The organism is Lysobacter sp. Root983, assembly GCF_001429345.1.
Lineage (GTDB): Bacteria > Pseudomonadota > Gammaproteobacteria > Xanthomonadales > Xanthomonadaceae > Lysobacter.
Window position 1 is genome coordinate 586,334 of sequence record NZ_LMJO01000017.1, and the last position, 25,956, is coordinate 612,289.

The window sequence follows — 25,956 nt, forward strand, 5'->3', positions numbered from 1 at the left end:
CGTGGAGTTACATCACGAAGGCTTCGTCCTGCTCGACCGGCACGGGCAGGGTTTCGTCGCGCTTCGAGCGAGGCGCGACTTCGAGCGGATCGCCCTGCGGCGCATCCTGCGATGGCGTGCCTCCTGGCAGCGGGTCCTTCAGGCCCGCGCCCTTGAGCAAGGGCAGCACGCCGGCGTTGAGAATGGGCAGCACGTCCTGGCCATAAGACTGGCCGTTGCCGTTGCCCAGGCCCGGCAGGCCCTGCATGTTCAAATCCAGCTTGGGCAACGACGGCATCCAGGCCGGCGCGCCGCCGCTGAAATCCATGGCCCGGCCGGCCCAGTCGGGCATCCAGCTGCGCACCATGTGCGCGCCGGGCACGAACAAGGGCACCAGCGTTGCCGAGCGCCACTCGCGCCGGTGCGCGAGCGGGGTGAAACCGACCAGCATCACCAGCATGCTGGCGATCAGGGCGCCGCGCGCGACGCCGACCACGAAGCCCATCGCCCGATCGACGCCCGACAAACCGGACTCGTGGACCATGCGCTTGGCCACGTAGCCGACGACCCAGACCGTGACCAACACGCCCAGGAAACACAGCGCGTAGCCGCCGAACATCTCGCCCAGTCCCGGCGCGCCGTTGTCCGACAGCATCAAGGCGGCGCTGCCGCCGAAACCGAACGCGGCCCAGCCGGCCAGCACCCAGGCCGCCAGCGAAGCGACCACGCCGATGAAACCGCGCATCAGCCCCAACAGCGCCGATATCGCGACCACCGCCAGCAGAATCAAGTCGGCGGCGCCCATCGCGACCTCGCTCAGGGATGCGGACGGACGATGCCGTCGACGCCGATCTTGGCCGCGGCCTGGCTTTTCAGCTTGTCGGCGTCGGCACGGTTGGCGACCGGACCCAGGCGCACGCGGCTGAGCGTGCCCTTGTCGGTACGGACCTGTTCCACGAAGGCGCTGAACCCGGCCGCGCGCGCGCGGTCGCGCAGCTTGTTGGCCTCGTCGGCGCTGCCGAACGCGCCCAACTGGACCGCGAAGCCGGTGTTGCTGGCGGCCGGCTTGGTCGGCGCCGGCGGGGCGACCGCGGGCTTGGCCGGTTCGACGGCGGGTTTGGCGGCCGCGACCGGCGGCTTGGCCGGCGCAACGACCGGCTTGGCCGGCTCGGGCTTGCTCGCGGCGGGTTTGGCCGGCTCGGGCGGCAACGCGGCCGGCTTGGCGGCGGTGCGGCTGTCGCTCAGCGGTACCGCGGCCGACACCGTCGGCGCCGCGGTCGCGACCGGCTGCGAGGCCGAGGCGCTGGCGGCCGGCGTCGCGTCGGCGTCCAGGGTCACCACCTTGGCGCTGATGTCGTTGCGCACCTTGGTCGAGGCCAGGCGCGCGGTTTCGGCGTCCGCGCGCGAGCCGTAGGGCCCGATGCGCACGCGATAGAGGGTGCGGCCGTTGCCCGGCACGGCTTCCTGATAGCCCGGCAGCTGCGCGCCTTGCAGGGCCGCGACCACCCGGTCGGCGTCGCCGCTGCTGGCGTAGCTGCCGAAGCTGACGGCGAAATCGCCGCCCGCGGTGGCGGCCGGCATCGCGCCGCTGGCGGCGGTCTTGGCGGCTTCGACCGCGGTGTCCACGGTCGGCAGGGTCTCGCCCGGGGCGCCGGAGGCGGCCGGCGACAGGCCGAGGGCGCCGCCGTTGGGCGCATCGCCCGGCGTCACCAAGGGCAGTTCGCGGGTCTCGAACTGGCCTTCGGGCTGTTCTGGCAGATTGAGCGGGACGTCGGAGGCGCTGCTTTCCGGCGCCGGTCCCTTGATCAGCATGGGCAGGAAGATCACCGCCAGCGCGACCAATACCGCCGCACCGATCAGTCGCTGTTTCAGGGCAGGTTCCATCGCTACTCGATCGCTCGCTGAGTCGGGTGCCGGCGCGAATTATAGCGCCGCTTGGCAGTCGAGCCGGCGTTTACGGCACGCATGGCATTCAGGTAGCGCCCCCGCGCGGCCCGCGCGACCTGCCCGATTGCGTCGCCAAGCCCGTAGCGACGGGCTATGCGCATGCGCGGACCGGTCGGCCCGCGCATGCGCAGGCGTGGGGTCAGCTGACCACGCCGCTGTCGCCGTCCTTCTTGCCGCGACGGAAGAAGCTCAGGATCTTGCCGAAGAAGGCGCCGATCACCAGCACCAGCGGGATCAACAGCTTCTTCAGGCCCAGCAGCAAGGCGCCGATCTTGCCGAACAGGCCGGCCTTGGCGGCGATGCCGCCGCCGACCAGCGCCGCCAGCCCGTAGGCCGCGGTCTTGTCGGTGCTGGCGTCGTAATCGGCGTAGCGTGCGCCCTGGTCGAATTCGACCGCGGGCAGCAACTGCTGCATGCCGGTGCGGACCTGGCCCAACTCGCCCATGCCGGCCACGGCGTTGAGGCTGAGATAGCCGCGACGGCCGAGCACGCGGATGTCGTAGTTGAGGGTGTGGTTCTGGCTGCCTTCGAACGCGAGTTCCTTGGCCCAGTACAGCTTCTTGGCGCCGGCATCGTAATGCGGCGGTTCGGCCCAGCCGACCAGCTCGATGCCGCCGTAGCCGGCTTCGCGCCGCTCCTTGCTGCCTTCTTTGGCCTCGTCCTTCATGTCCTGCAGCATCTGCGCATAGTCGATCTTGGCCGCGTCCTCGTCGGACACGTAGCCCTCGTCGGCATAGGTCACCACCACCGCCCAGCCCTGATCGCCGAGCAGATCGCCGTCGCGCGGCACGACCATGCCCAGCACATCGGCATCGGGCGGATTGCCCCACAACTGCTCCAGCACCTTGCGCGCGTCGGCCGAGTCCAGATAGCGGAACTCCTTGCCCAGGTTCAGATGCGCCTGCGCCTTGGCCACGGCGATCTGGCCGTCGTGATACTGCAGCGATTGCACGACCTGCGCGATCTGCTGCTCGGCCGCCTTACGCTCGGCGTCCGTCGTTTCCTGGGCATGCGCGCCCGCCGCGACGGCCATCAGGCCGACCAGCATCCACTTCCACATTCGAATTCCCCATGAGCGGGCGTCCCCACGCCCTCGGCGCTAGTGTCGCCGCTGCGCGCGCGTAGCGACAAGCCGAAACCGACCGGTTCGGCGCATACCGAACGACTGGGCGCGGCAGACGCCTGCCGCCAAGCAGCGACGGCCGCGGCCTCGCCTACCCCCGCAGCGCTACCGCGGTTCCTCAGGATCGGCGCGCTCGGGCCACTCCATCAACGCGACGCGGCCGACTTCGTCGTCGAAATCGGAACGTGCCGGCAGCTCGAACCAGGCGTCCAGCCGCAGCGGCGCCATCGCCGGGAGCTGCGCGCGCCACGCGGGCAAGGCCTCGCGCGAGCGCGGCATCGGCGGCAGGCGGGTCAGCAGTTCGCAGGCCAAGGCCGTCCAAGCCTGTTCGGGACCGATCCAGCGGCCCGCAAGGGCCTGGCTGCGCGGCGGATACGGGAACGCGAGGCGTACGCGCGCGCCGCGCGCCCGCCAGGCTTCCGCCGCGGATGGATCCATGAACAACGCCGGCACCAACAGGGTCGTCGCGCGGTCGACAGCGGGTACGGGTACGGGTACGGGCACGGGTGCGGGCGCCGTCAACGGCATCAAGACCAGCACCGCATCGGCCGCCGACGCGGCTTGCGCGTCCGTCGTCAGGCCGACCCGCCAACCGCGCGCCTGCGCGGCATCGCCCAGCTCTTCGGCCAGGGCCTGGCCGGCGCCGGCCTGGATGATCAGCGTTCCGCCGCTACGCGCGGGCAAGGCGCGCAGCAAGGCGTGTGCTTGCGCGCGCAGCGACGGCAGACGGAACAACAAGGACGCGTCGGGCGCCGCCTCCAGACCGTCCAGGGCGATCGGCAGCAGCGTCGGCAAGCTGCGCTGGAACGGCGCACGCGCATAAGCGGACTCCACCGCCGGCAAGTACGGTGCGAACACCGCCGCCACGGTACCGGCCTGCTCCATCGCCTGCAGCTGCGCTAGCGCGTCGTCGAAGCTCGCGTAGCGCAACACGGTCAGCGCCGGCATCCGCTCGCCTGCGACCGTGCAACGCCGCAACCCGTCCAGCAGGCGCGTCGCCGCACCCTGCCCGCGCTCCGGCGCCAACACGACCAGCGCCGGAGGCACCGGCGCCGATCCCGCGCCGTCCAGCGTGCGCAGGTGCGCGATCAGCGCATCGATTTCGTCCTCGGCCAGGTCGTAGCGCGGCATGGCGCTGTCCAAGGCGACGTCGTCCGGCGCGATCCCGCCGCGCAGCGCGCGCGCGAGCGACGCGCGATCGTAGGCGGGCCGGGTGCTGCCGTCGCTGCGCAGCCGGCCGTGCGGTTTGCTCAGCGCGAACCAGCGCAGATCGGGCGCCTGCAGCCAGCCTTCGCCGCCGCCACGGCCGTCCTGGCCGTGGCAGTTGCCGCACGCGACCGCGCCGCCCTGCATGCGCAGGCCGCCGTCCGCGCCGATACGGCCGCCGATTTCGCGACCGTCGCGGCCCGCGCCGATCGAATAGATCGCACGGCCCAGGTCGCTCTCGACGCACCAGGCGATGCCGAACCATGCGCTCAGGCCCGCCAACACTGCGAGCGGCAGGAATCGACGCATGCTTCAGGGGCCCGCGCGCAGGCGTTCCAGATCGGCCGCGATCCGTTGCGGCGACGCGTCCGGACGCAGTTTGGTCCAGTGCGCGCGCGCGGCATTGCCGGCGATCAGCAGGGTCGAATGGTCTTCGGCGTTGTCGGACCATTGACCGAGCTTGCCCAGGACCTGCTTCATGGTGTCCGGATCGGCGACCAGAAAGCGCCAGCCCGGCTCGTCCGCACCCTGCTTGGCGGCGAAGGCCTTCATCGCCGCCGGAGTGTCGTAGGCCGGATCGACCGACAGCGACAGGAACCGTATGTCCCTGCCGAAGCGGTCGCCGAGTTCGGCGCGCACCTGCTTCAGGCGCTGGGTCATGAGCGGGCAGGCGCTGGGACAACGCGTGAACACTACGTTGATCAGCACCACGCGATCGCCGAGCAGGTCGCTGTAGAAGCGCTGCCGTTTGCCGTCCTGGTCCACCAGCACGGCATCGCTGAAGTAGGCGCGCGCGCGTTCCGCCTTGGCCGCGTCCGCGCCCGTGTCGGCGCTGTGGGCGTACAGCGGCCACGCCAAGGCGATGCAAACGGCGGCCGAGGCCAGATAGCGCTCAAGGCTGCGCATGCGCGGTCCTCTGCGGCCCGGGCCGAGTTGCGGAGACGCGCAAGGATGCGACCGCGGCCAGCAATTGCTTCGGCGACGGCATGCCGACCCAGCGCAGCCACTGGCCGCTCGCGGGGTGCCCGACCAGCACCATCGGCGCATGGTCCTGCGGCCTGCCGGGCGGCAAGCCGAATGCGCGCAGGCTGCGGTCGACCTCGCCGCCAGCGCCGGTCAACCACCACCAGTTGCGCCCGGCGCCGACATTGCGCGCGTAGGCATCCATGCGCGCCGGCGTGTCGTGCGCCGGGTCGACCGAGACCGACACCAGCAGCCAATCGTCGGCGCCGGGCTCCAGGCCGCGCTGCACCGACGCCATCACCGCGGTCAGCGCCGGGCAGATCGTGGTGCATTGGGTGAAGACGAAATCGATCACGACGATGCGGTCGTCGAAGCTGTCCGCTTGCAGGCGCACGGCGCTGCCGTCGCGCATGCTCAGTCGCGTTCCGGGCAAGGCCACGCGGGTCGGCGACGCCCCCTGCGCGCGAGCCAGCGCCGCGCGATGCGCGGCATGCGGATCGTCCTGCGCGGGCACCGGCAGGCAGACCGCCATCCAGCAGGCCAGCGCCCATCGCGCCATGCGCGCGCCGCGCCGCCGCGCACGGGCCGGCGCTCTCGTGGTCGGGTTCATTCGGTGTTTCCTCGCATATCGCTCACTCCACGATCAACGATGCCGGCAACGCCGACAGACGCGTCGCCGACCCCGCGGCGTCGCGCACGTGCACGTAGTAACCGCCGGGCGCGTCGACCCGGCCGGAAATCCGGTACTCGCCGGCGCGCGCGGTCGGCAACAAGGGCCATTGCTGGGCGATACCGCCGCCGCCGGACACGACCCAGGCCGAGAACCGGGCAGGATCCGGCACCCGCGCGCCGCGCGCCGCGCTCAGTCGCACCAGGAATTCGACCGCTTGGCCGCGGCGCACCCCGCCTGCCGGTTGCTCCAGCCATTGCAGCGACCACGCGGCCTCCTTCGCCGGCGCGCCAGCGGCGACCGTCCAGGCCAGGCATTCGCGCACGCGCGGCGATTCGGTCGCCAGCGCCAGCACCATGCGCCCTTGCGAAGGCACTTTGAAGCTCGTGGTGTAACGACCGCGCCCGGTTTCGCGCAGGCCGCGCCGACTGATCGCCACCGCCAACGGCGTATGGCCGTAGGTGCGGATACCGCTGTCGGGCGCGTTCATGCCTTCCATGTAGTGGTAGACGGTGCGCTCGCCGGGCGCGGCGATGAAGGCGCCCGCGCCTTCCATGTTCTCGCTCATGCTGGAAGCGACCGGCAACGCGGGGGTGGCGCCGATCCCCTTGGCGCCGACCGGGATGTACTGCAGCACCGGCCCATCGCCCAGGCTGGACAAGCCGATCATCGCCAACTGCTCGATGTCGAGCGAGCGCACATAGACGTAGTTGCGGCTGAAGAACAGATCGTAGGGCCGCCCGGAGATCGTCGGCGAATGCAGCACCGCGCCATCGGCGGCGTCGAGTACGTGCAGACGATGCTGCGAAGGATTGACGATCAGCACGTAACGGCCGTCCGGCGTCGCACGCGCCGGCCCCAGGCCGGGCTCGAGCGCGATGCGGTCGATCTGCGCGCCTTGCGCGTTCAGGCGATGCACCACGCCGCGCTCGCCGTCGATCGCCCACAGGCTCGACTGCCCGGGCAGATACGCCAGCGACAGCAACTGGCCGCCCAGCTCGACCTCGCGCAGGCGCTGGCCGGACGCGTTGTCGATGACTGCCACGGCGCCTGTATCGCGGCTGCTGACATAGCCGTAGCGCCCTTCGTCGCTGAAGGCGATTTCGTGATGTCCGGGCGCGAGCGCCATGCCGCCGACGCGGCGGCCGTCGCCGACCGCGATAAGATCGATGCGCTCGCCTTCGCCGCCGGCCTCGCCGCGCTGCGCTACCCACAGCACCTGGCCGTCGGGCTGCAGCGCCAGGCGCGTGGGCTTACCAGACAGATCGATGCGTTGGCGGATCTTGAAGGTTTGCAGATCAACCACCGCCACCTGCCGGCGTTCGGGCAACGCCACGAACAGCCAGCGGTCGTCGCCGCTCTTGACCCAATCGAACGGCACCCCGCCCAGTTGCACCGCGGCGTACAGGCTGGTTCGGCCGGCGAACTGGACCGCCGGATCGAGCGCCGAGACGCTGCCCTCGGCATCCAGCGTGAGCACGTAGTAACCGGTGAGATCCACCAGCGGGCGCTGCATCAGGCCGCTGCCGAGAATCGCCGAGACCCGCTGACCGCAGGCGGGTACCGCGCCGGACATCACCGAGGTCTCCCGGTCCAGCCAGGCGCCGATGCCCAGATTGGACAACGCCTCGCCGTCGGCGAGGCGTTCGATGTCGATGCTCAGGCGCACGGTGTCGCCGGCCTTGGGCGCGGCCGCGATGCCGCGACGCGGGCCGGCCCCGGTCGGCGATCCCTCCGTCGGCTCGGGTTCGATCCGCACCCGCAACGACAGGCCCTCGCTCTCCAGGCTGCGGTCGAGGTAAGGCTCGGCCGCCTGCGCCGAGGAGCACAACAACAGGGCCAGCGCGTACTGCCAGCCCCTTCCGCGGACTCTCGTCATAAGCAACTTTCGCGCAGGGGCAAGGCGGACTGCAGCTTGGATTTTTCTGAAACTCGCAGCACGCCCCACAAGCCGTTGCTGATGCCGAACCCGCCCATGTCGCGCCACAGGAAATCGCCGGTGGTTCTATCCTTGCCGCCCGCCGACGCCAGCACGACGTCGAAATGCGCCATCGGACTCACGCTCTCCTGCCCGCCCAGCGCCATCTGCAGCGGATTGTCGCCGATGCATTTCGCCGCGATTCCCCAGGTATTGGCCGAACCGCCCACGGGCAGTCGCGCGGCGTCGACGTTCTCGGCCAGGTAGGGGTCGCGCGGCCACGCATGTCCGTGCTGGCTGAAGGTGGTCGCGCGGCCGACGCCGGTCGGCATCAGCACCCGCAAGCGCGTCTCCGCGCCCGGACTGGTGAGCATGATCGGCACGTAGGGCTCGCCCACGGAAGCTTGCGCGGTGGCCGCGCTGCCGCCGTTGTCGCAGCACTGATTCGAGAATGCCTGCCAGGCATGGTCCACGCCGCCGAAGCCCAGGCGCCCGAATGGCGCATCCGGCGCCAGACCGAAGCGGAACCACAGCGGCTCGCTGCCGTAGTTGATCGCCATGTGACCGGAATCGTGCGCGTCCTCCGGCGCGGTCAGATTGGGCGATTGCAAGTCCTCGCGCTCGGCCGCCAGGTTGGCGACCGCATCGCCCTTCGCATAGCGGAAGTTGAGCCCCTTCTGATGCACGATCGCCATGTCGCGCATGCCGCGATAGATCGGTCGAAGGCCACCGGCCACCGGATAGGTCACCGTCGCCGACGCGCGCGTGGCGCGCCGGTTCTGCTGGGTGGCGCCGGGGTTCTGGCGGTCGATCGCGGCGTCGTCCCGGTACTCGGACCAGCGCGAACCCTGCGGCTCGACGATCAGCGCGCCGACCGCGGCCTTCTGGCCCTGCTTGATACGGTCGGGCGGCGAGAGGTTGCTGCCGCCGAACTCGACCGGAACGAATCGGCAGCGCCCGCCCAAGGCCGCCAGGCGGGTGGTATCCGCGCTCAACGCCGGATAGACCTCGTCGCGCCAGGCGAAGGCGGCGGCGAAATCGCCGTCGTCGTCGGCTTCGGGCAATTGGTAGAGGAAACTCGCGGTCAATTTTTGCGACAGCGCCTGCGCGCGCGACTCCAGGGTTTCCGGCGCCGTCGCCTGGGCCTGCGCGGTGCCGAGACTCTGCTGTTCGGCCGGCGGCGGTTGCAGCAGTTCGGCGGCGTCGGAGTCCTTGACCAGATGGTCGTAGATCGAAGCCTGCATATCGCGCCCGACCTGCGCGCCGACGCAGGTCTGACGCGCCTGCAAGCGCGCGGAACGGTCGTAGACCAGTTGCGCCTTGGCTTGCGGATCCACGATCAACGGCGCTTCGTCGATCGGGTCGTCGGCGACGGCGGCGCTGCCGCTGGGATCGCGCAGCGACTCGATCGACGCCAGTTGCTCGTCATCGCGGGACGCACCCATCTTGGCCGCCGTCTCCGCGCTGGGCACGGTTTCGAGACAGGCCGCGACGCTCGGCAAGGCCCGCAGCTCGGCGCTGACCTTGCTCACCTCGGGCGCTTCGGGCGAAATGCTGCGGCTTTCGCTGCTGACGGTGTCGGCGATTAGGCTGCTGGCGATACGGTCGAAGGCGGGTGCGTCGTAGATCTGATTGAGCGGCCGCAAGGTCGGATTTTCCGGGAACACGCTCAGCTCGGCATAGTCGGCGCTCAGCGCTTCGGCCGGGCATTGCTCGGCCGAAGCCACCGTCTCGAGCTGGCCGGCATACCACTGGTAGACATAGGACGTGCCGGGCTCGGCCAGCGAAGTCTTGTTCACGCCGACCGCGCTGCCGTCGTAGGCCTGGACGTCGTAATGGACCATCTGCGGATGCAGGCCGATGCGGTTCGACGGGCGCAAATGGTTGTTGTTGAAGGTGGTCATGTCGGACGTCGTCGAGCCCGGGTCCTGCGGCACGATACCCGACAGCGAGCTGTAACCGTCCAGGTCCGGCATCGGGCTGGTCGAACGCAGCAAGCGGTTGCGCGGCAGACGGTTGCTCAACACCACCTGCACGCATTCGCCCGCGCCCGCACGCAACACCAACGGCTCCACCGGCACGCCCGCGCGCAGTTTGCCGCGCGCATCCAGATCCTCTTCGCGCACGAACATCACCGCGGTCGGATCGTGCAGCGGACCGGTGCCGTAGCTATGCCTGAGACCGGTCGGATTGCCCTTTTCGTCGACCGCCGCGATCGTGATCGCGGTGGTGCGCGGGTTATAGACCAAGGTGCCGCCGCTGCCGTTCAGGCCACTGGCGCCGCCGGACGGGAAGCTGGTGCCGCTGGGCTTGTCCAGGGCCTGATTGGCCAACACCGCCGCGACCCGGTAGATGCGCAGCGGGGCGTCGGACGGACAGTCGTTGTACCGCACCAGCCCCAGCCCGGGCCGCAACAGCGTCGGGCGCGGATTGCTGGGCAGGGTATGCAGGACGTCGCTGCGCGAGTCGCGGCGGTTGCCGCTGCGCAGCACCCCCCATACGCCGCTCCACAAGCCGTCCTGACTGCTGTCGATGGCGTACAGGCGGTCGGTGAGGTTGTTGATCGTCGCGTAGTCGGTGATCCGCGTCGCGAAGGTGAACTGCTCCGACAATCCGGCGTTCTGCGAACCGCGCCAACCCGAGTGCGGCGCCTGACCGAAACCGGAGCCGCCCTGCAACCAGGTCAGTCCGTTGATGGTCGCGTTGTGCTCGTGCTCGTGCGAACCGGCCTGGACCTTGACCCGGATCAGGTCGCCCGAATACGCGCGCATGATCGGCGTGAACGGGTCGCCCTTGAGCACGTGGTTGGTCAGCGCCGGATACGGCGTGCTGCCCAGTTGGCTGTTGAGGTCGCTCCATCTGCGATCGGTGCGGGTCTGGAAGGCATAGGACAGATCGCCCGCGTAGCCGGCGGCCTGACTCTTGCTGTTGGGGTCGTACACGCGCGCGCCGACCGGCTCGTTGCGGTAGTTGACCACCATCATGCCGACGTCGTCGGCCGAGATGGCTTCCGGACACGGGCGCGGCACCTTGCCCTGGGCCGAGTACACCGCGCCGGGCAGGGTCTGCGAGCCCTCGCCACCCGGGCAATGCGAATCGTATTTGACGATGTCGCGCACGGTACTGGCCGGTTTGCGCACCGACGGGTGGATCGCCTGACGATAGTGCTGCGGGCCGACCGTGGCGCTGGCGTCGTACTTGTACGGCACCCCCTTGGCGGTGACGCCGACGTAGACGCCCTTCTGGTAGGCGTGCTGGAAATCGCCGAATTGCAGGAAGAATTCGCGGTGGGCGTCGTCGCGACCGTCCTTGTCGACGTCGATGCGGCCGCTCTTGGGCCCGGTGATCGTCGCCTGCCAGCTGGTCGGGCCGCCGTCGCTGTTGGCGCCGAACAGGGCGCCGGCCTTACGCGACCCCAACAGCACGCCGGTCTCGTTGTGGCGCCACTCCGACCCGGGCGGCTCGGTCAGCATGGTCGCGTACAGGCCCAATTGCTGGTGCGTGGACGGGCCGAGGTGATCGTGGGTGAAAGTGATGCCCAGCCCGCGATGCACGCCGGCGGCGTTGATCAGCGGGTCGGAGAACCAGCGCTGCAAGGTGGTGCGCGCGCCCAACCAGTCGCAAGCCTTCGGGTAGGCGCCCCAGTTCTTTTCGAAGGACTCGAAGTCGCCGCCCACGCTGAGCCACTTGGCGCGGCAATCGGCCAATTGATGGCCGCTGAGCGCGCCGAAATACGGATGAGGCTCCGGCACCAGCGGCGTGGTACTGCCGTCCGGCTTCGGCACCACCGGTTTGCCGGCCTTGGCCTGGGCCGCGTTCCATTGATTGATCGCGTAGACGCGCTCGCGCACGGCGCCGGGCGAGAAAGTACCGTCCTCGTAGTTCCAGCCGTTCGCGCTGCCGTCGGCCGAGGTCAGGTCCCATTTCGGCAAATGGATGTGCTGCCCGATCACATCGGTGGGCGTGGTGATCTGATAGTCGTCGGCGTAGAAATCCTTGGGCACCAGGTTGGTGTGCTGATACATGGCGCAATCGAACGTGTTCATACGCAGCACCAGCGGCTCCGGCGGCCGCTTGTTGTCCAGCGTCGGCACCACGTCGTCCCACAGGGTCAGGATGCGCTGCTGCGGGTAGTGATAGCCGACCTTGTTGAACACCACGTCGAGCTGGATGTTGGCGCCCTTGTACACGCGCGGATTCTTGGCGCCGTACTGGATCCCGCCGGGCAGCGCGTCGCCGACTTTGATCATCGCGTCGAACGTGGCGCCGCCGAAGAACTCGCCGCTGGCGTCGCCGGCAGTCAGCAGTTTGCCGCGATCGTCGATGCAGGGTTCGTTGTAGGGCGCGCCCGGCACCGCCGGGGCGCCGTTGACCACGAACGCGGCGGCGGAGGTCACGCCGTTGCGGTCGTAGCGATGGCTCGGGTGCTCGCGAGTGGCATGGAACTTCATCGCCACTTTTTCCAGATCGGTGCCGGTCTCGTCGAAGTAGATCGGCTTGGTCTGCTTGAGATGCTTTTCCGCGGTCAGCCGGGTCAGCTTGGACTCGTCCTTGCCGCCCTCGGCGTAGCCGGCCAGGGCATGCCGCGGCAGGCCGCCGTCGAAACCGCCGGCGCTGGCGCTCATGTCCAGCGGCGGCGTGGTCGGGCGATGGCCGATCGAAGACGACCAGCGCGAGTGCTCGGTCACGCCGGCGATCCAGAACGGATAGCCGGGATTGGTGGTCTTGCTGTCGAACACGCCGTCGAGCACCGCCTTGGACCCCAGGCCGGTCTGCTTGGGCGCCACGCTGACGGCGGCGGGCATCGGCGGCAGCGCCTTGCCCGGCAGCGGCACTACCGCCGGGATCGGCGTGCCGGCGACGATCTCGCCGTCGGGCAGCGCGCGCGCCTTACTCGCCGGCTCGCCGTCCATCAAGGCATAGGGCTTGTCGTGGTACAGGCTGCCGGTCTGACTGACCGCGAGCGGCGTGCCGGTTTCCATGACGTCGTGGTTGCGCCACATGTACCACATGCCCTGGGCGAAATGCGGATAGAAGTGGCAGTGGAACACCGCATCGCCGACGGTCTTGTTGCGGTTGCCGGAACCGCCGAATGCGATTTCGTAGGTATAGCCCGACCCCGGACCCACGCCCTGCGCGTCGATGTAGTTGGAGTTGTCGTCGTTGGGGTTGAACAGCCACTGATGGTTGTGCAGGTGGAACACGTGCTGTTCCTTGCCCGCATGCACGTTGCGGAACTTGACGAAATCGCCGATGTAGCTGTGATGCACATTGGCCGGATCGTGCGGGTAATAGGCCTTCTGCGCGATCGCCGCAGCGCCCATGCCCTTCCAGTCGCAGTGCTTCTGAAAGCCATCTTCATGGCTCTGGTCGTAGGACTGGCCCAGTTCCTTGCGCTTGCGCGCCTCGACGAATTCGGGCTGGCAACGGCCGATCGCCAGATTGACCGGCCTGTCGACCAGCATCGCCGGATCGCCCACCGCGAACGAGGACAGGAAGAACTCCTCGTAGGCGCAGTCGATGCAATCCTGCATCGGCCCGGCCTGCAGGCGGTTGGCGATGATCTCCGCGCCGATGCCGCCCGAACCGTAGTTGATCATGAAGGCGTCGCGCACGCCGTGCAGGGTATGCCCCAGCTCCGGGTGCTCGAAGAAGTACGGGAAGGCCTGGGTCGCGGCGTTTTCGTCGTGGTAGACGGAAACGAACTCGCGGAACGGCTCCAGCCGGTTGGGCAGCGAAGGATTGCGGCGCCCGGCCTTTTCCAAGGGATAGGTATCGGCGCTGAAACGGCCGTCGCTACCGGTGCCCATCACGATGGCGTTGGTGTCGGCGTGAGCCAGGCGACGCGGGTAATAGATTTCCTCGAACGTGGCTATGCGGTCGCCCTGCGCGACCATGTTGAGGATCGGCTGACCGGCCTTGCCTTCGCGGCACCAGATGCCGTTTTGAGCGCAATCGTTGGGGTAAAGCGCCTCGTAGTCGATGATGGGCTGCCCGGTCGGCGCCGTGCCCTTGGTCGCCAGCCGCATTTCTTCTTCCGTGACCTGGGCGCGATAGAAGCTGGCGCCGCGCGGCTGCACCGCGATCGTGCCGAACAGGCCGACGCCGCTGTTGCCGGCCGAGCCTTCGCCGCCGAAGGCCGCGCCGGGGTTGGACACCAGAAACGCGCCCTCGGCGGGGGCATGGAAACAGTAGTCGCGGCTTTCGCCGGGCTTGACCAGGCTATCGGCGTTGCCGCCGACGTAGGAACTGTCGCTGTCGATGAACGGCGCGGGCTCCAGGCCCTGCGGATGGAAGCCGACGCTGCGGCTGGCGACCTGGTCGTCGATGTTGTAGATCACGTCGCCGCCGGGCGCGTCCTTGGCCGCGTGCTCGAGCGGATGATCCACGCCGGGCAAGGGATCGGGCTCGGAATTGAACGGCCCGCTGTTGGTCGAGCCCGAACCGCCCGGCTGCAGATTCTTGAGCTCGAGCAGGTTGGTGAACCGCACCAGCAGGTACTCGTCGGCCGCCACCCGCAGCACCAGCGGTCGCGGCCGCAGGTCGGGACGCAAGGCGATGCCGCGGCTGTTGCTTTTCTCCTTCACCGACGCGAACAGGGTTTCGCCCTGCTTGGTGTAGTCCAAGGGGTAGGCCGAAGAGCGCTCGATCACGTCATGGCGCAGCGCGTACATCATCCAGTTGACGTTCTGGGCGCCGATCCGGTTGAACACCATGGGGTGGTCTATCGCGACCACGTGCGCGGTCAGGGTCTTGTCGCTGCAACCGATCTGTGTCGGCGCGCCGGGCTTGGTCGGCGAGGTCGCCACGGGACCGCCTGTGCGCGGCTGCGCGATCGCCGGCGACGACACGGCGAACAACAAGACCGTGGACACGAATGCCAACCACATTCTGCAGGCCATAACTGTTCCCTCAGTCGCGTGCGATCGCGGGCCGACTAGGCGCCTGCCCTCGTGATGCTTCCGTGCGGAACACGACCGATGGTCACTAGCCCCTTCGCGTCGATAACGGATCGATTCCAGATCCCTGGCCGCACTCCCGATGGGCCAGACGCACGCTACGGCCCGATTACCCCACAGTGCGGTCGCGAAATCCAGCGAATGCGACAGCGGTGTTTGGGCGCTTCTTTAGGGCACAGAAATTATGCAATTCGCACGTGATTTGAGCCATTTTCGGCGAATTTCGCCTGCAAGAACCGTCCGCCATGACGCAGCACAGCATCGATGTGCGGCTGCGAAGACCGCACCAGCCGACTCGGCTACACCGCCGCAGCCGACCTCAGCGAGCGCTCAGAAATTCCAGCGCGGCGGCGGCGGTGTGGAAGGAGCCGAACACCAGGATGCGATCGCCGCTTTCGGCGCGCGCGAGTGCGGCGCTCAATGCGGCGGCGACGTCCGGATGACGCTCGCCCTCGCCCGCCGCGCCGCCTTGCAGACGCTGCGCGAACGCGTCCACGTCGAGGCCGCGCGGGCCGTTGTCGGCCAGACCGGCCAGATGCCATTCGTCCACGCGTTCGGCCAGCGCCGCGACCACGCCGGCGGCGTCCTTGTCGGCGAGCGCGGCGAACACCGCGCGCACGCGGCCCGCGGCGGGTGCGGCCGCCAGCCAGGCCGCGAGCTCGCGCGCGGCTTGCGGATTGTGGCCGACATCCACCAGCACCTCCACGCCATCGCGCTCGAACCGCTGCAGGCGGCCCGGCACGTGCGCACGCGCCACGCCCTCGGCGATCTGGGACTTGCTCGGCGCGCCGCCCAACGCGCGCAGCGCGGCGATCGCGACCGCGGCGTTGCGCAACTGCGCCGGCGCCGACAGCCGCGGCATCGGCAGATCGGCGCGGTAGCCGACTTCGCGCCAACGCCATTGCGGCTCGGCGTCGATCTGGGCCGGCAGCGGTTCGAAGAAGAAATCGCAGTTCGCGCGCACGGCCGAGGCGCCGATCGCGTAGGCGTGGCGCAGCACGCTGGACGGCGGATCGTCGTCGCCCAGCACCAGCGGCTTCCAACCGCGCGCGATGCCGGCCTTCTCGTAGCCGATGCTCTCGCGGTCGTCGCCCAGATAGTCCTGGTGGTCCAGATCGACGGTGGTGATCACCGCCACGTCGGGATCGACCAGGTTGGTCGCGTCCAGGCGCCCGCCCAGGCCGACCTCGAGGATGGCCAGGTCGAGCTTGGCGCGCTCGAACAGCCACAACGCGGCCAGGGTGCCGTACTCGAAATAGGTCAGCGCGATCTCGTCGCCGTCCAGGCGCGCGGCCTCGATCGCCTCGAAGGCCGCGATCAGCGCCGCGTCGTCGGCATCACGGCCGTCGATGCGCACGCGCTCGTTGTAGGCCAGCAGGTGCGGCGAGGTGTAGGCGCCGACGCGCTTGCCGGCGGCGCGTGCGATCGCCTCGATGAAGGCCACCGTGGAGCCCTTGCCGTTGGTGCCGCCGACCGTGATCACCTTGCGCGCCGGGCGTTTCAAGCCCAGGCGCGCGGCCACGGCGCGGATGCGTTCCAGCCCCATGTCGATGGACTTGGTGTGGATGCGTTCGATATGGGACAGCCAGTCGGCGAGCGTGCGTTGCATGGCGCTATTGTCGCCCAGAACCCGCCTCGGGGGGATCGCGGCGGCGGCCGCGGCCCACCGCGACGCACGCGGCAACGCCGCCCCCGAACGCTCAGGACTCGGGCGGAAGCGGCGGCGGCGGCCGGGTTTCCTGACGCGGCATGCTGCGCATGAAGTCCTCGAAGCGCGCGCATTCGCCCGCGCGCTTGGCTTCGCACAGGCCGCGGCTGAGCATGAAGGCGTTGCCGCCATCGCTGACCAGGCGCTGCCGGATCAAGGCAGGCACGAACGCCCAGCCCTCGTCGAACAGCGTCCACTGGGTGATGTCCAGCCCATCGGCGCGCACATACACCCGCGTGCCCGGCGGCGAATCGGGCTGCAGTTTGGCTTCGCGCTCCAGCATCGACAGGCTGGCGGCGATGGTCTCGTGCGCCAGCGGCTGCGGATCGGGGATGAATCCCTCGACCGTGCGATCGGCGCGCGCGGCCACGCGCGCAACCTGCATCGCCCGGTATTGCGCACGCAGCTTGTCGAGCGACGGCTCGGCAGCGCCGGGCACGGTCGACTCCTGTCTGGGCAAAAACTCTACCGGCACCCGCACCCGGCTCGGCCCCTCGGGGGACGGATTGAATCGCCAGCTCCTGGCGGCCTCGCTGGCCGCCTCGTCCAGGGCGGCGATGCCGGAACCTTGCTCGACCACGATCTCGCCGGCCTGGCCGCAACGGTCCAGGGCGATCACCAGCACCACGGTCTTGGGCTCTTTGATATCGGGGCGGGGCTGAGCCGGCGGCCGCGGCCGCTGCGATGGCGGCGGGCAGTCCGTCGGTATCGCCGGCGCGCCCTCATCGGCCAAAACCGAACCCGGCGCGAGCGCCGTACCTGCAATGCACAGCGCCGCGAACAAAGCCCGCATGAATCCCCCTGGACGAAGTCTGGCCGCACGCTCGCGGCGAGGCCTAATTGAAGCATGCGGCCTCGGGCGTGCCTACGAGACACGACGCACCGCTTGGTCGTACTGCGGGGCGTGGCGCCCGCCATGGTTGAGCCGAGCCATGCGACATGCGGCAACCCGCCGGCGAATTTGCGTTGCCTGGCGCCGTAGCCGGGCCGGTCCGACGCGCCCCGCCGGGAATCGCAGCGTCCCGCGACTAGGGCAAGTCTTCCAGCAGTTCGAAGCGCACCGGCCGCCGCACCCGGCTGGCCACGGCCTCGCCGTCGCGATAGGCGGGCGTCATCCGCCAGCGCATCGCCGCCTCCAGCGCGGCCTGGTCGAACTCGGGATAGCCGGAACTGCGTTCCACGCGGGCTTCCGCGATCCGTCCGCAGCGATCGATCGCCAGCACCAGAATCGCGACGCCGGACAGACCCTGCTCCGCCATCGCCGGCGGATAGGTCGGCGGCTGCCGCGACGGCGCCGATGCCGGATCGTAGGCCGGGCAATCGTCCGGCATGGTCCCGGTCTCGCCTGGCGATTGCGAGACCGATGGCGCGGCCGGCGATTGCTCCGCGGCCGTCGTGGCCAGCGGCAGCAAGGCGACCAACAGCGGTCCTGATTTCATGACGCTCCCCATGTCGGCCCGGATGCGGAACGATGCCGCGCCCGAGCGGACGCGGCATCGGGCCCGAGCTTACAACGCGCGGTGCACCGCTTCGCCGAACAACAGTGTGTGATGGCTGCAATCGTTGAGCCGCACCACGTCCAGATGATCGACGTCGTTGCCTTCGAGCAGGTTGAGCGTGGTCGGCGCCTGGCGGAAGGTCCACAGCTTGGCCAAGGGAATGCCGAGCACCTTACACAGCAGCACGCGATTGACCGCATCGTGGGCGACCACCAGCAGGGTGTCGTGCTCGCCCAGGCCCTCGGTCGCGCGCGCGAACGCGGGCCAGGCGCGATCGAGCACGTGCTGGATCGATTCGCCGCCGGGCATCAGCACCTCGTGCGGGGCATCGCGCCAGGCTTGCAGGCGTTCGCCGTCGCGCTCGCGGATTTCGCTGGCGAGCAGGCCTTCCCAAGTACCGTGGGCGATCTCCATCAGGCCGGGATCCAACTGCAGCGTGGCCGCGCGTGCCTCGCCCAGCGCGAGCTCGGCGGTGCGGCGCGCGCGCACCAGCGGCGAGGCCACCGCGCGTGCGATCTCGACCTCGCGCAGGCGTTCGCCCAGGGCGATCGCCTGCGCCTCGCCGATCGGCGACAGCGGAATGTCTTCCTGGCCCTGGTAACGGCCTTCGGCGTTCCAGGGGGTTTCTCCGTGGCGTGCTAGCAGGATGCGCATGTCAGACCTGCGCCAGCGAGAGGATGCCGGGGGTTGCGCGCAGCGTGGCCAGTTGCTCTTCGGTGACCGGCTTGTCGACCGTGATCGCGGCGCGCGCCTGGCCGTCGCCGGCCGCGCCCAGCGCGAAGTTCACGATGTTGACGCCGGCCGCGCCGAGCTGGCTGCCGACCAGGCCGATCATGCCGGGGCGGTCCTCGTTGCGCAGCAGCAGCACATGCGCCTGCGGATCGAATTCGATCTCGACGCCGTCCAAGCGCACCACGCGCGGGCCGCGGTGCAGGGTCGCCTCGATCTCGCGGGTGCGGTTTTCGCCGACCACGCGCAGCTTGAGCAGGCGGTCGAAACCGTCGCCGTCGCCGCCCAGGGTTTCGGCCACGGTCAGGCCGCGCGCGGCAGCTTCCTGCAGGGCGTTGACCGGGGTGACGCGGCCGGAGGCGGTGCCGAGCAAGGCCGCCACCAGCAAGCGCGACAGCGGCCGGGTGTCGAGCGCGTCGGTGCGGCCGGCGTAGGTGATCTCCAGACGCGTCGGCGCCGGCACCAGGCGCGCGGCCAGGCGGCCCAGCGAGGACATCAGCGGCATCCACGGCCCGACCTCGCGCGCGGCCTCGGCGGTCAGCGGCGGCAGGTTGACGCAGCCGGCGACCGCGCCGGTGGCGACGAAGTCGATGATCTGGCGGGCCAGGATCGTGCTCACCGCTTGCTGCGCTTCGCTGGTGGACGCGCCCAGGTGCGGGGTCAGGATCAGCTTGGCGTTCGCGCGCAGCGGCGAGTCGGCCTGCAGCGGCTCGGTGGCGAAGGTGTCGAGCGCGGCGCCGGCGATGTGGCCCTCATCCAGCAGGGTCAGCAGCGCGGCCTCGTCGACCAGCCCGCCGCGCGCGGCGTTGATCAGGTAGGCGCCCTTCTTCATCGCGCGCATGCGCGCTTCCGACAGCAGGTTGGTGGTTTCCTTGGTGCGCGGGATATGCAGGGTGACCACGTCGGCCCAGGCCAGCAGCTCGTCCAGGGTCTTGAGCGGCACGCTGCCCTTGCCGGCGGCGGACGCGGGCAGGAAGGGATCGTAGGCGGCCACTTCCATGCCGATGCCCTGGGCCTTGCGCGCGACCGTGCCGCCGATCCGGCCCAGGCCGATCACGCCCAGCTTCTTGCCTTCCAGCTCGAAGCCGGTCAGGCCGGCCTTGGGCCACTCGCCGGCCTTCATGCCGGCGTCGGCGCGCGGAATGTGGCGGGCCAGGGCGAACAGCAGCGAGATCGCGTGCTCGGCCGCGGCCAGGGTGTTGCCGTCGGGCGCGTTCATCACCGCGATACCGCGCGCGGTGGCGGCGTCGACGTCGATGGTGTCCACGCCGGCGCCGGCGCGGCCGATCACGCGCAGCTGCTTGGCCTCGCGCAGGGCCTGGGCCGGCACCGCGGTGGCCGAACGCACCAGCACGGCGTCGACATCGGCCAGCGCCAGGGCCAGCACGTCGGGATCTTTGATCGGGGCGGGGGCGACGACGACGTCCCAGCCCGCCTCGCGGAACAGGGCCAAACCGTCTTCGTGGATGCCATCGCAGGCCAGTACTTTCATCGCAAGCTCCATTCGTGGGATGGGAGCGCGGAAAGCCTATGAGCCGGCACTGCGGGAACAGGATGCGGCTACCGGCGGGTCCTGGGAGGCACGGACCTTGGGCGACGCGGCCGCGGTAAAGCGGCATCTGACACGGGTCGGGAGACGGGGCCGGCTGGCATGGGAATCCGCGACTGAAGGCGCAGAGTAGCAAAGCCGGGCGCGGTTGCAAGCGCCGCACCGGCGTCACCCTGCCGATGTGCCTGGCTAATCAATTCGCGATACTCATGCGGACCGCGGTCACAAAGTCACGAAATCTTAGTTTCGGCCTCACTGCGCGCAAACAATTTTCTGCCTACGGTCGCAGCGCCGGCAACGACGCCGGCGCATTCGACGACAGGGAGTGGAAGATGCGAAAGAAGACCGCCTGGACCCTCGGCTTGCTGGCCGCGGCGACCATGGGCGCGGCGATCGCCGCGGTCGGGCCGACCGGCCCCGGCCAGTTCTATTACTACTACGACGCCAATGGCGCGGTGGTCGGCTACCAAGCCATCAACTGCGATGGCAGCCATGCCTCCTGGGGCAAGTTCACCAAGAACTACGCCGACGGCTACTTCATCTGCGACCCGGATCCGCGCTAAGCCGATCCGCCGATCCGCCGACCCGCCACCGCGCAGGCGCCACGATGCGCATGCGTGCAGCCCACCACCGCCGTACCGGCGCCCCGTCGCGCAACCGCGTCGTCCGCGCCGCATCCAAGGAGAAACACCCATGCGTAAGCGCCTCGTCATCGGTCTGGGCCTCGCCCTGGCCGTCTACGCCACCGCCGCCCTCGCCCGCCCGCCGATCGCCGACGAGATCGGCGAGTTCTATGTCTATTTCGACGCCAACGGCCAGGTGGTCGGCGAGTCCTCGATGGACTGCGACGGCACCTACTACCAGTCCGGCGTGCTGACTTCGCGGTATAGCTCGGGGCATGCGTTCTGCCCGGGGGATTAAGCCCTAACGACGGTTTCGGAAGCGAAGGCCGGGCCTAGGCCCGGCCTTCGCATTCGCGCAGCCGCGGGGAAGAGCGGTCCAGACCGCGGTCACACCACCACCTAATCATCGAGCTCACCAGCCAAGCGCTCTGACGAAGTCACAGCCGTTGTACATACTGACTGGCTTGCTACGCCGCGACCCCATAGCGAGCGAGGATGCGACCTCGACAATACTATTGTCCGCTGCATATCTCCGCTTGATCCCGATAGTTCGAATGGCACCACTCGACCCATCTGCGGCGATTCTCTTCGCGCTCGCGTGACGTAGCGCCGTTGTAAACAAAGACGAAGTCTTGACCTGCAACCTGATTCAAAATTGCCGCCAGGGCATCAGGCACCGTATCAGGGCCGTAATGCCGCACCGCCTCAAAAGCATCCGGTGCATTGTTCTCCAAGTTGATTCTTTCTTCCGCTAAAGGCCGCACGTCACCAAGATGACCAACCAGATAAGGCACTGCTTGGCCACCGAGTGATTCCAGCTCACTGAAAGCCCTCGCCTCAGCCCGTGCCGATTTCGTTGCTTGATCAACGAGTCTGGAGACGCGGCTTTCGAGCGATTCATTGTCTGCCCCACTGACACAACCAGACAAAAGACTGAGGACGATCGCGACGATCGTGCCGTGCTTGACTATGCTCACTGGCCAACGCCGCACTGGCAATTGCAACCGAGCGCGTCAAGTACAGCCTGACGATCCGGCGGAGCTACTAGACCCATGGGCTCCCTTCCTACCCCGGCCACGAAATGGTTGTCCCGCGAACCGGCTAAATACCGTCTTCCTAGGCAGGCAGATCCAAGTCAACCCTGAAATTACCCACTCGCCGACTCTCAACGCGTTCAGCGTTCAAGCTCAGGCGACCTCCTGCATACGCTATACACCAAACCTCTCAATTATGTTGATCGACTCGCTTAGCCTGGCCTCATCTCCAAAGAAGCACACGACACCATCAAGCAGCCCAAGTCCCTGACCACGCGCCGACTCCGAAGAAACGAAGTACATGTTCCACTCGAAAGAAATCCCGAAAACGATAAGCAGAACGAGCTTCGCCCTCACCGAGGAATTCTCATCCGATGCAGTATCGACAATTAGCGTCCTGCTCTCGTGCTCTCCCGATAAAATCTCGTCGAAGCCCAGAGCACGAATTACCGACGGCTCATCTTCCTGAAACATAGTCGAGTTGTCGAACTGCAGAAGCATCCGATTTTGAAATCCAACCCAATCCAGCAATACTCGAGCGAGTTCGTACAGATCTAAAGTCTGTGCACGCGGTTGAAAGCGTTCGTACCTGCAGCTCTCTCTATCAATATCCTTGAGCTGACCCCAGTCTCCCAGCATCATTCCAAGCGACTGAAGAAATTCGCTAGCTTCAGTACGAGTAGCACAGCGCACATCCATCATCATCACCTAGTAGACAAGGTTTGGATCGACTTCACTCGCGTTGAGGTCTTCCGCATAGAACATCAGGTAGCCAAGCAACACTGCAGGCCCGCCGAGCGCCGGCACTAGACTGCGCGGACCAGGACCTGGCGGTGCGCGCCCAGGTATCTTGTGTGCTTGAGCAGGAGTAATGGGTTGTCCCATCAGATTGAATCGTTGCCAACCTTTCTTACCATGCTCCGAAGTCTTCCAATAGCCTTTACTACCTGGAGGCCCTCCTTTTACTTCTGGAGGAACGTACTAGCACTGCGATCGCCCGCCTTTTCCATCTTCCGGTTTCGGCCCCAGAAATTGACCCGGGCGGTTGGCATCGTGAGGGGTCCACGGACCTCCCGGCACCACGCCGTTCGGATTTGGAATGCCGTCAGCCAAACCGAGTGGATCAACTAGGCTAAGCGTATTTCCGCTCGCATAGGCATATGTGCTTATGCATTTCAGAAAGATAGCTGCGTTATGGGGCAGCTTTGCTTCCTAAGACCCTTGCCAAAGTAGGAGAAGCCTTGCGACACGAAACAAGATCACATTTTCTAGGCTATACGCTTAAAAGCTTGTCCCACAACGGGATGCGCAGTTCCTGATCAAACTTTCTATGCAAGCGACATCGAAACTGCGTGTGATCGATCGGCGCTGATGTGCTCGACGTCAAATCCCCAATCAGCTCATAGTCCTCAAAGGGCATCACAATTGGCTGAATGAGATAGACAACCACATCAGGAGCGAATTGATGCCTAGATGGCTCCTGAAGATCAACTGTCTTTGCTGTTGTCAGGGAGACAAGAGCAAGGCGACTTACATTCACAGCTTCGCCGGCGATGTCTTCCTGTGCTGCCTTGGCGACGTCAATGCGCAAAAAATACGGCGCCGATCTTTCATTGGGGCGCTCCGTTTGAAATGAACCCACCAACTTCGCTTTTATCAAGAGCCCATCCGCTGAACAGTTGGCCTCCTCATAGTCGTAATAGCGATACCGATCAAATATCGCCACTCCGAGAGCAAACACGGTAAGAACCGCCACAAAGGCCGGCATCAAAATCCGCTTAATAATCGATGATATTTTCATCCTAAGGGCGAACAACCACGGGTGCCAAGTCAACTATGATCGGCCCATTTCCCCACAAAAGATATGGGATAACATCAAGCATCACGTGGTTGTAACCGTAGCCCTCATATGGCGAAGCATAGTTATACGTCCCCCCGTTCAAGCTGTCAGTAACCAAGTTCCCCTGCCCGTCATAGACCGCTTCACAGCGACCCGAGTCATCAATCCATTTCGTATTGTCTTTGCCATCCTTTCCTTGCTGGTGAAACACGCTCTGGGCTGGCGGCATCTGATTCCAGTTTCCCGCGGCCTGGGCGACCGCTCGATTTGGAGGCACGACATTCAGTGCATTGCGATAGTAGTGCCGCATGTAGGCGTCATACATCTGAACAAACGTCCCGCCACTCAAGCCGACCGGGTCAACAAGGTGAATAGGATTTCCAAACACGTAGCTATACGTGTTGACCCCTCCGCGCAGTCCAATCGGGTCAGACTGTATGTATCGCCCGATGCTGGCATCGTAATCTCGGAAGCCGTTATGCCACAGCCCCGACTCCGCGTCGTAGTACTGCCCTGGAAGCCCCAAATTCAAGCCACCGATGGAGTCCTGGGTGACCACCCGATCGAAGGCAGAATTGCTGGCTCGCCAGACACTGGTTTTCGTCGCGTTAGTTACCAACTCCGGCCGCCCCAAGTGATCGGAATGCACCGCATAGACCTCGCTGTCGCCCGACCTCACCAGACCCACTACCTCGCCACCTAGGCGCAGATAGGTTTTCCAGGCATTACTCCCCACGCTGTGCTCGGTCGCGAGCTGGCCGTCCAAGCCATAGGTATAGCCAGTCGTGGTAGCCGATGAGCCCTGATCCTTGCGCGTGCGCTGACCCAGGCCGTTGACCCAGTAGGCGGTGGTCACGCCGCCCTTGGTGACGCCGCTCAGGCGGTTGAATGGATCGTATGCGTAGGTCGCTCCCGTTACGGCAGTGACGTTGCCGTTCGTGTCCAGAGTGAAACTCTTGGCGCGCGAGCCGGTGATCGCCTGCAGGTGATTGCTGGTGGGGGATACGCTGTAGGTGTCGGTCTGCCCAGCCCAGGTATGACTGGTGCGATTGCCGTTGGCGTCGTAAGCGAAGGCCTGGTTGGCGTTGCTGGCGGTGACCGCAGTTAGGCGGGCGAGCTTGTCGTAGGCGAAACTCTGGGTCAGCGCGCTGTTGGCGCCGTTGGTGATCGCTGTGATTTCGTTGGCCTGGTTGTAGCCGTAGGTCAGGCTCTGACGCACATCGGCGCCGAGCGCCGAGCTCAAGCCGAGCAGTTGACCGTCTTCGTTGCGGCTGTAGGTTCGAACCAGACCATTGCCGTAAGTCCAGGCACTAATCGGGCCGAACGGCCGGTAGCTCAGCCCTGTGAGTACGTTGCGGGAAATGCCAGCAACGGTGGCGGTGATAGCCGAAAGCTGCCCTTGCTGATAGGCGTAGTTCACCGTGACGCCGCTGGGGTACGCGATCGCACTGACACGTCCGAGACCGTCGTAGCTGAAGGTCTGGTCGAACACGGTAGCGCTGGTGCCGATTCTCTGCTTCTGGGCCAGCACCTGCCCCTCCGCGTTGTAGCTGTACTCCAGAGTCCCGTGCGACGCGGCGTCGGTCACCTTGCACAGCCGGCCTTTGCCCAGAGCACAGCTATCGTAGGCGTAGGCATGTGTTTGTCCGCCCGCGGAGACCGAAGTCGACCGCCCCAAACCGTCGTAGCCATAGTTGGTCACCTGTCCACCCGCGCGGGTCATGCTGCTGCGTAGGCCGTCTGCGCTGTAGGCAAACGAAGTGGTGCCGGTATCGGGGCTGACTTGCGACCACAGCTGGCCGAAGCCGTCGTACACGTAGCTCGTGGCCTTGTCGCGCGCGTCAGTCACCTTGACCAGGCGGTTGCCGCGGTCGTACTCGAAGCGCACAACCTGCTGCAATGGATCGGTTGCGGCTACCAGCCGGTCCAGCCCATCGTAGGCCAGAACGGTCGTGCGCTCCTGGCCCGCGGCCCCTTCGGTCATCGACTCGACGTTGCCGTTCGCATCGTAGGTGTAGGTGACCAAACGACTGTTCGCGTAGGCGCCGCGCTCGGCGATGACGCGCCCCAGTTCGTCGTAGTCGTAGTAGACGCGGTGACTGACCTCGGTACCGGCCAGCACCGTGAATGGACACAACGCCAGCACCCAAAGAGCACGACGATCGACGAGCATTTCCATCCCCTGCATTGCACTCACCTTGATGGCCTG

At 67.2% G+C, this 25,956-nt stretch carries 19 protein-coding genes; 2 read left to right on the forward strand and 17 right to left on the reverse strand.

The window, feature by feature from the left end:
• Positions 1-7: 7 nt before the first annotated feature.
• The 13 genes from ASE43_RS18595 to serA all read right to left on the reverse strand — a co-directional run bounded on the left by ASE43_RS18595 (position 8) and on the right by serA (position 20,193).
• Positions 8-784 (reverse strand): CvpA family protein, encoded by a 777-nt coding sequence (locus tag ASE43_RS18595; protein ID WP_057161481.1) that lies wholly within the window; start codon positions 782-784, stop codon positions 8-10.
• An 11-nt stretch (positions 785-795) separates the two neighbouring features.
• Entirely contained in the window at positions 796-1,863 is a 1,068-nt protein-coding gene (locus ASE43_RS18600; RefSeq protein ID WP_057161482.1) for an SPOR domain-containing protein, read from the reverse strand.
• Between the two features lie 202 nt (positions 1,864-2,065).
• Entirely contained in the window at positions 2,066-2,986 is a 921-nt protein-coding gene (locus tag ASE43_RS18605; protein ID WP_056172503.1) for a DUF2167 domain-containing protein, read from the reverse strand.
• 168 nt (positions 2,987-3,154) lie between these two features.
• Positions 3,155-4,564 (reverse strand): c-type cytochrome, encoded by a 1,410-nt coding sequence (locus tag ASE43_RS18610; protein ID WP_057161483.1) that lies wholly within the window; start codon positions 4,562-4,564, stop codon positions 3,155-3,157.
• Positions 4,565-4,567: 3 nt separating this feature from the next.
• Positions 4,568-5,161, reverse strand: a complete 594-nt coding sequence (locus ASE43_RS18615) for an SCO family protein (RefSeq protein WP_056172498.1) — start codon at positions 5,159-5,161, stop codon at positions 4,568-4,570.
• The gene (locus ASE43_RS18620; RefSeq protein WP_082607370.1) at positions 5,148-5,828 is read right to left on the reverse strand and encodes an SCO family protein; all 681 of its coding nucleotides are present in this window, start codon (positions 5,826-5,828) and stop codon (positions 5,148-5,150) included. The genes ASE43_RS18615 and ASE43_RS18620 overlap by 14 nt, the downstream gene beginning before the upstream one ends.
• Positions 5,829-5,850: 22 nt before the next feature.
• Complete coding sequence (locus tag ASE43_RS18625) at positions 5,851-7,767, reverse strand: PQQ-binding-like beta-propeller repeat protein (protein WP_157500063.1); 1,917 nt, start codon at positions 7,765-7,767, stop codon at positions 5,851-5,853.
• Complete coding sequence (locus ASE43_RS18630) at positions 7,764-14,696, reverse strand: hypothetical protein (protein ID WP_057161486.1); 6,933 nt, start codon at positions 14,694-14,696, stop codon at positions 7,764-7,766. The genes ASE43_RS18625 and ASE43_RS18630 overlap by 4 nt, the downstream gene beginning before the upstream one ends.
• Before the next feature lie 388 nt (positions 14,697-15,084).
• Positions 15,085-16,374, reverse strand: coding sequence for a bifunctional tetrahydrofolate synthase/dihydrofolate synthase (folC, locus tag ASE43_RS18635; protein WP_057161487.1), 1,290 nt, complete (start codon positions 16,372-16,374; stop codon positions 15,085-15,087).
• A gap of 91 nt (positions 16,375-16,465) precedes the next feature.
• Positions 16,466-17,257 carry a TonB family protein gene (locus tag ASE43_RS18640; protein WP_162258811.1) on the reverse strand — a complete coding sequence of 264 codons (792 nt, stop codon included), beginning with the start codon at positions 17,255-17,257 and terminating at the stop codon, positions 16,466-16,468.
• Positions 17,258-17,501: 244 nt separating this feature from the next.
• Positions 17,502-17,912 (reverse strand): energy transducer TonB, encoded by a 411-nt coding sequence (locus ASE43_RS18645; RefSeq protein ID WP_057161489.1) that lies wholly within the window; start codon positions 17,910-17,912, stop codon positions 17,502-17,504.
• A gap of 69 nt (positions 17,913-17,981) precedes the next feature.
• Entirely contained in the window at positions 17,982-18,626 is a 645-nt protein-coding gene (locus ASE43_RS18650) for a histidine phosphatase family protein (protein WP_057161490.1), read from the reverse strand.
• Position 18,627: 1 nt separating this feature from the next.
• The gene (gene serA / locus ASE43_RS18655; protein WP_056172477.1) at positions 18,628-20,193 is read right to left on the reverse strand and encodes a phosphoglycerate dehydrogenase; all 1,566 of its coding nucleotides are present in this window, start codon (positions 20,191-20,193) and stop codon (positions 18,628-18,630) included.
• Positions 20,194-20,582: 389 nt separating this feature from the next.
• On the opposite strand from serA, the gene ASE43_RS18660 reads away from it, so the two are divergent.
• Together ASE43_RS18660 and ASE43_RS18665 are read left to right on the forward strand one after the other, a co-directional pair.
• Positions 20,583-20,813: a DUF6289 family protein gene (locus ASE43_RS18660; protein ID WP_056172473.1), complete on the forward strand. Its 231-nt coding sequence runs from the start codon at positions 20,583-20,585 to the stop codon at positions 20,811-20,813.
• Between the two features lie 130 nt (positions 20,814-20,943).
• Positions 20,944-21,171, forward strand: coding sequence for a DUF6289 family protein (locus ASE43_RS18665; RefSeq protein ID WP_056172470.1), 228 nt, complete (start codon positions 20,944-20,946; stop codon positions 21,169-21,171).
• A 214-nt stretch (positions 21,172-21,385) separates the two neighbouring features.
• On the opposite strand, the gene ASE43_RS21975 is transcribed toward ASE43_RS18665, so the two are convergent.
• From ASE43_RS21975 to ASE43_RS18675, 4 genes are all read right to left on the reverse strand, one after another.
• On the reverse strand, positions 21,386-21,850 hold the full coding sequence (locus tag ASE43_RS21975; RefSeq protein ID WP_157500065.1) for a hypothetical protein: 465 nt from the start codon (positions 21,848-21,850) through the stop codon (positions 21,386-21,388).
• A 231-nt stretch (positions 21,851-22,081) separates the two neighbouring features.
• Entirely contained in the window at positions 22,082-22,606 is a 525-nt protein-coding gene (locus ASE43_RS21980; protein ID WP_157500076.1) for a hypothetical protein, read from the reverse strand.
• A gap of 574 nt (positions 22,607-23,180) precedes the next feature.
• Entirely contained in the window at positions 23,181-23,708 is a 528-nt protein-coding gene (locus ASE43_RS21985) for a hypothetical protein (RefSeq protein WP_157500077.1), read from the reverse strand.
• Between the two features lies 1 nt (position 23,709).
• A complete protein-coding gene (locus ASE43_RS18675) occupies positions 23,710-25,920 on the reverse strand; it encodes an RHS repeat protein (protein WP_162258812.1) in 2,211 nt (736 codons plus the stop codon).
• Positions 25,921-25,956 lie beyond the last annotated feature (36 nt).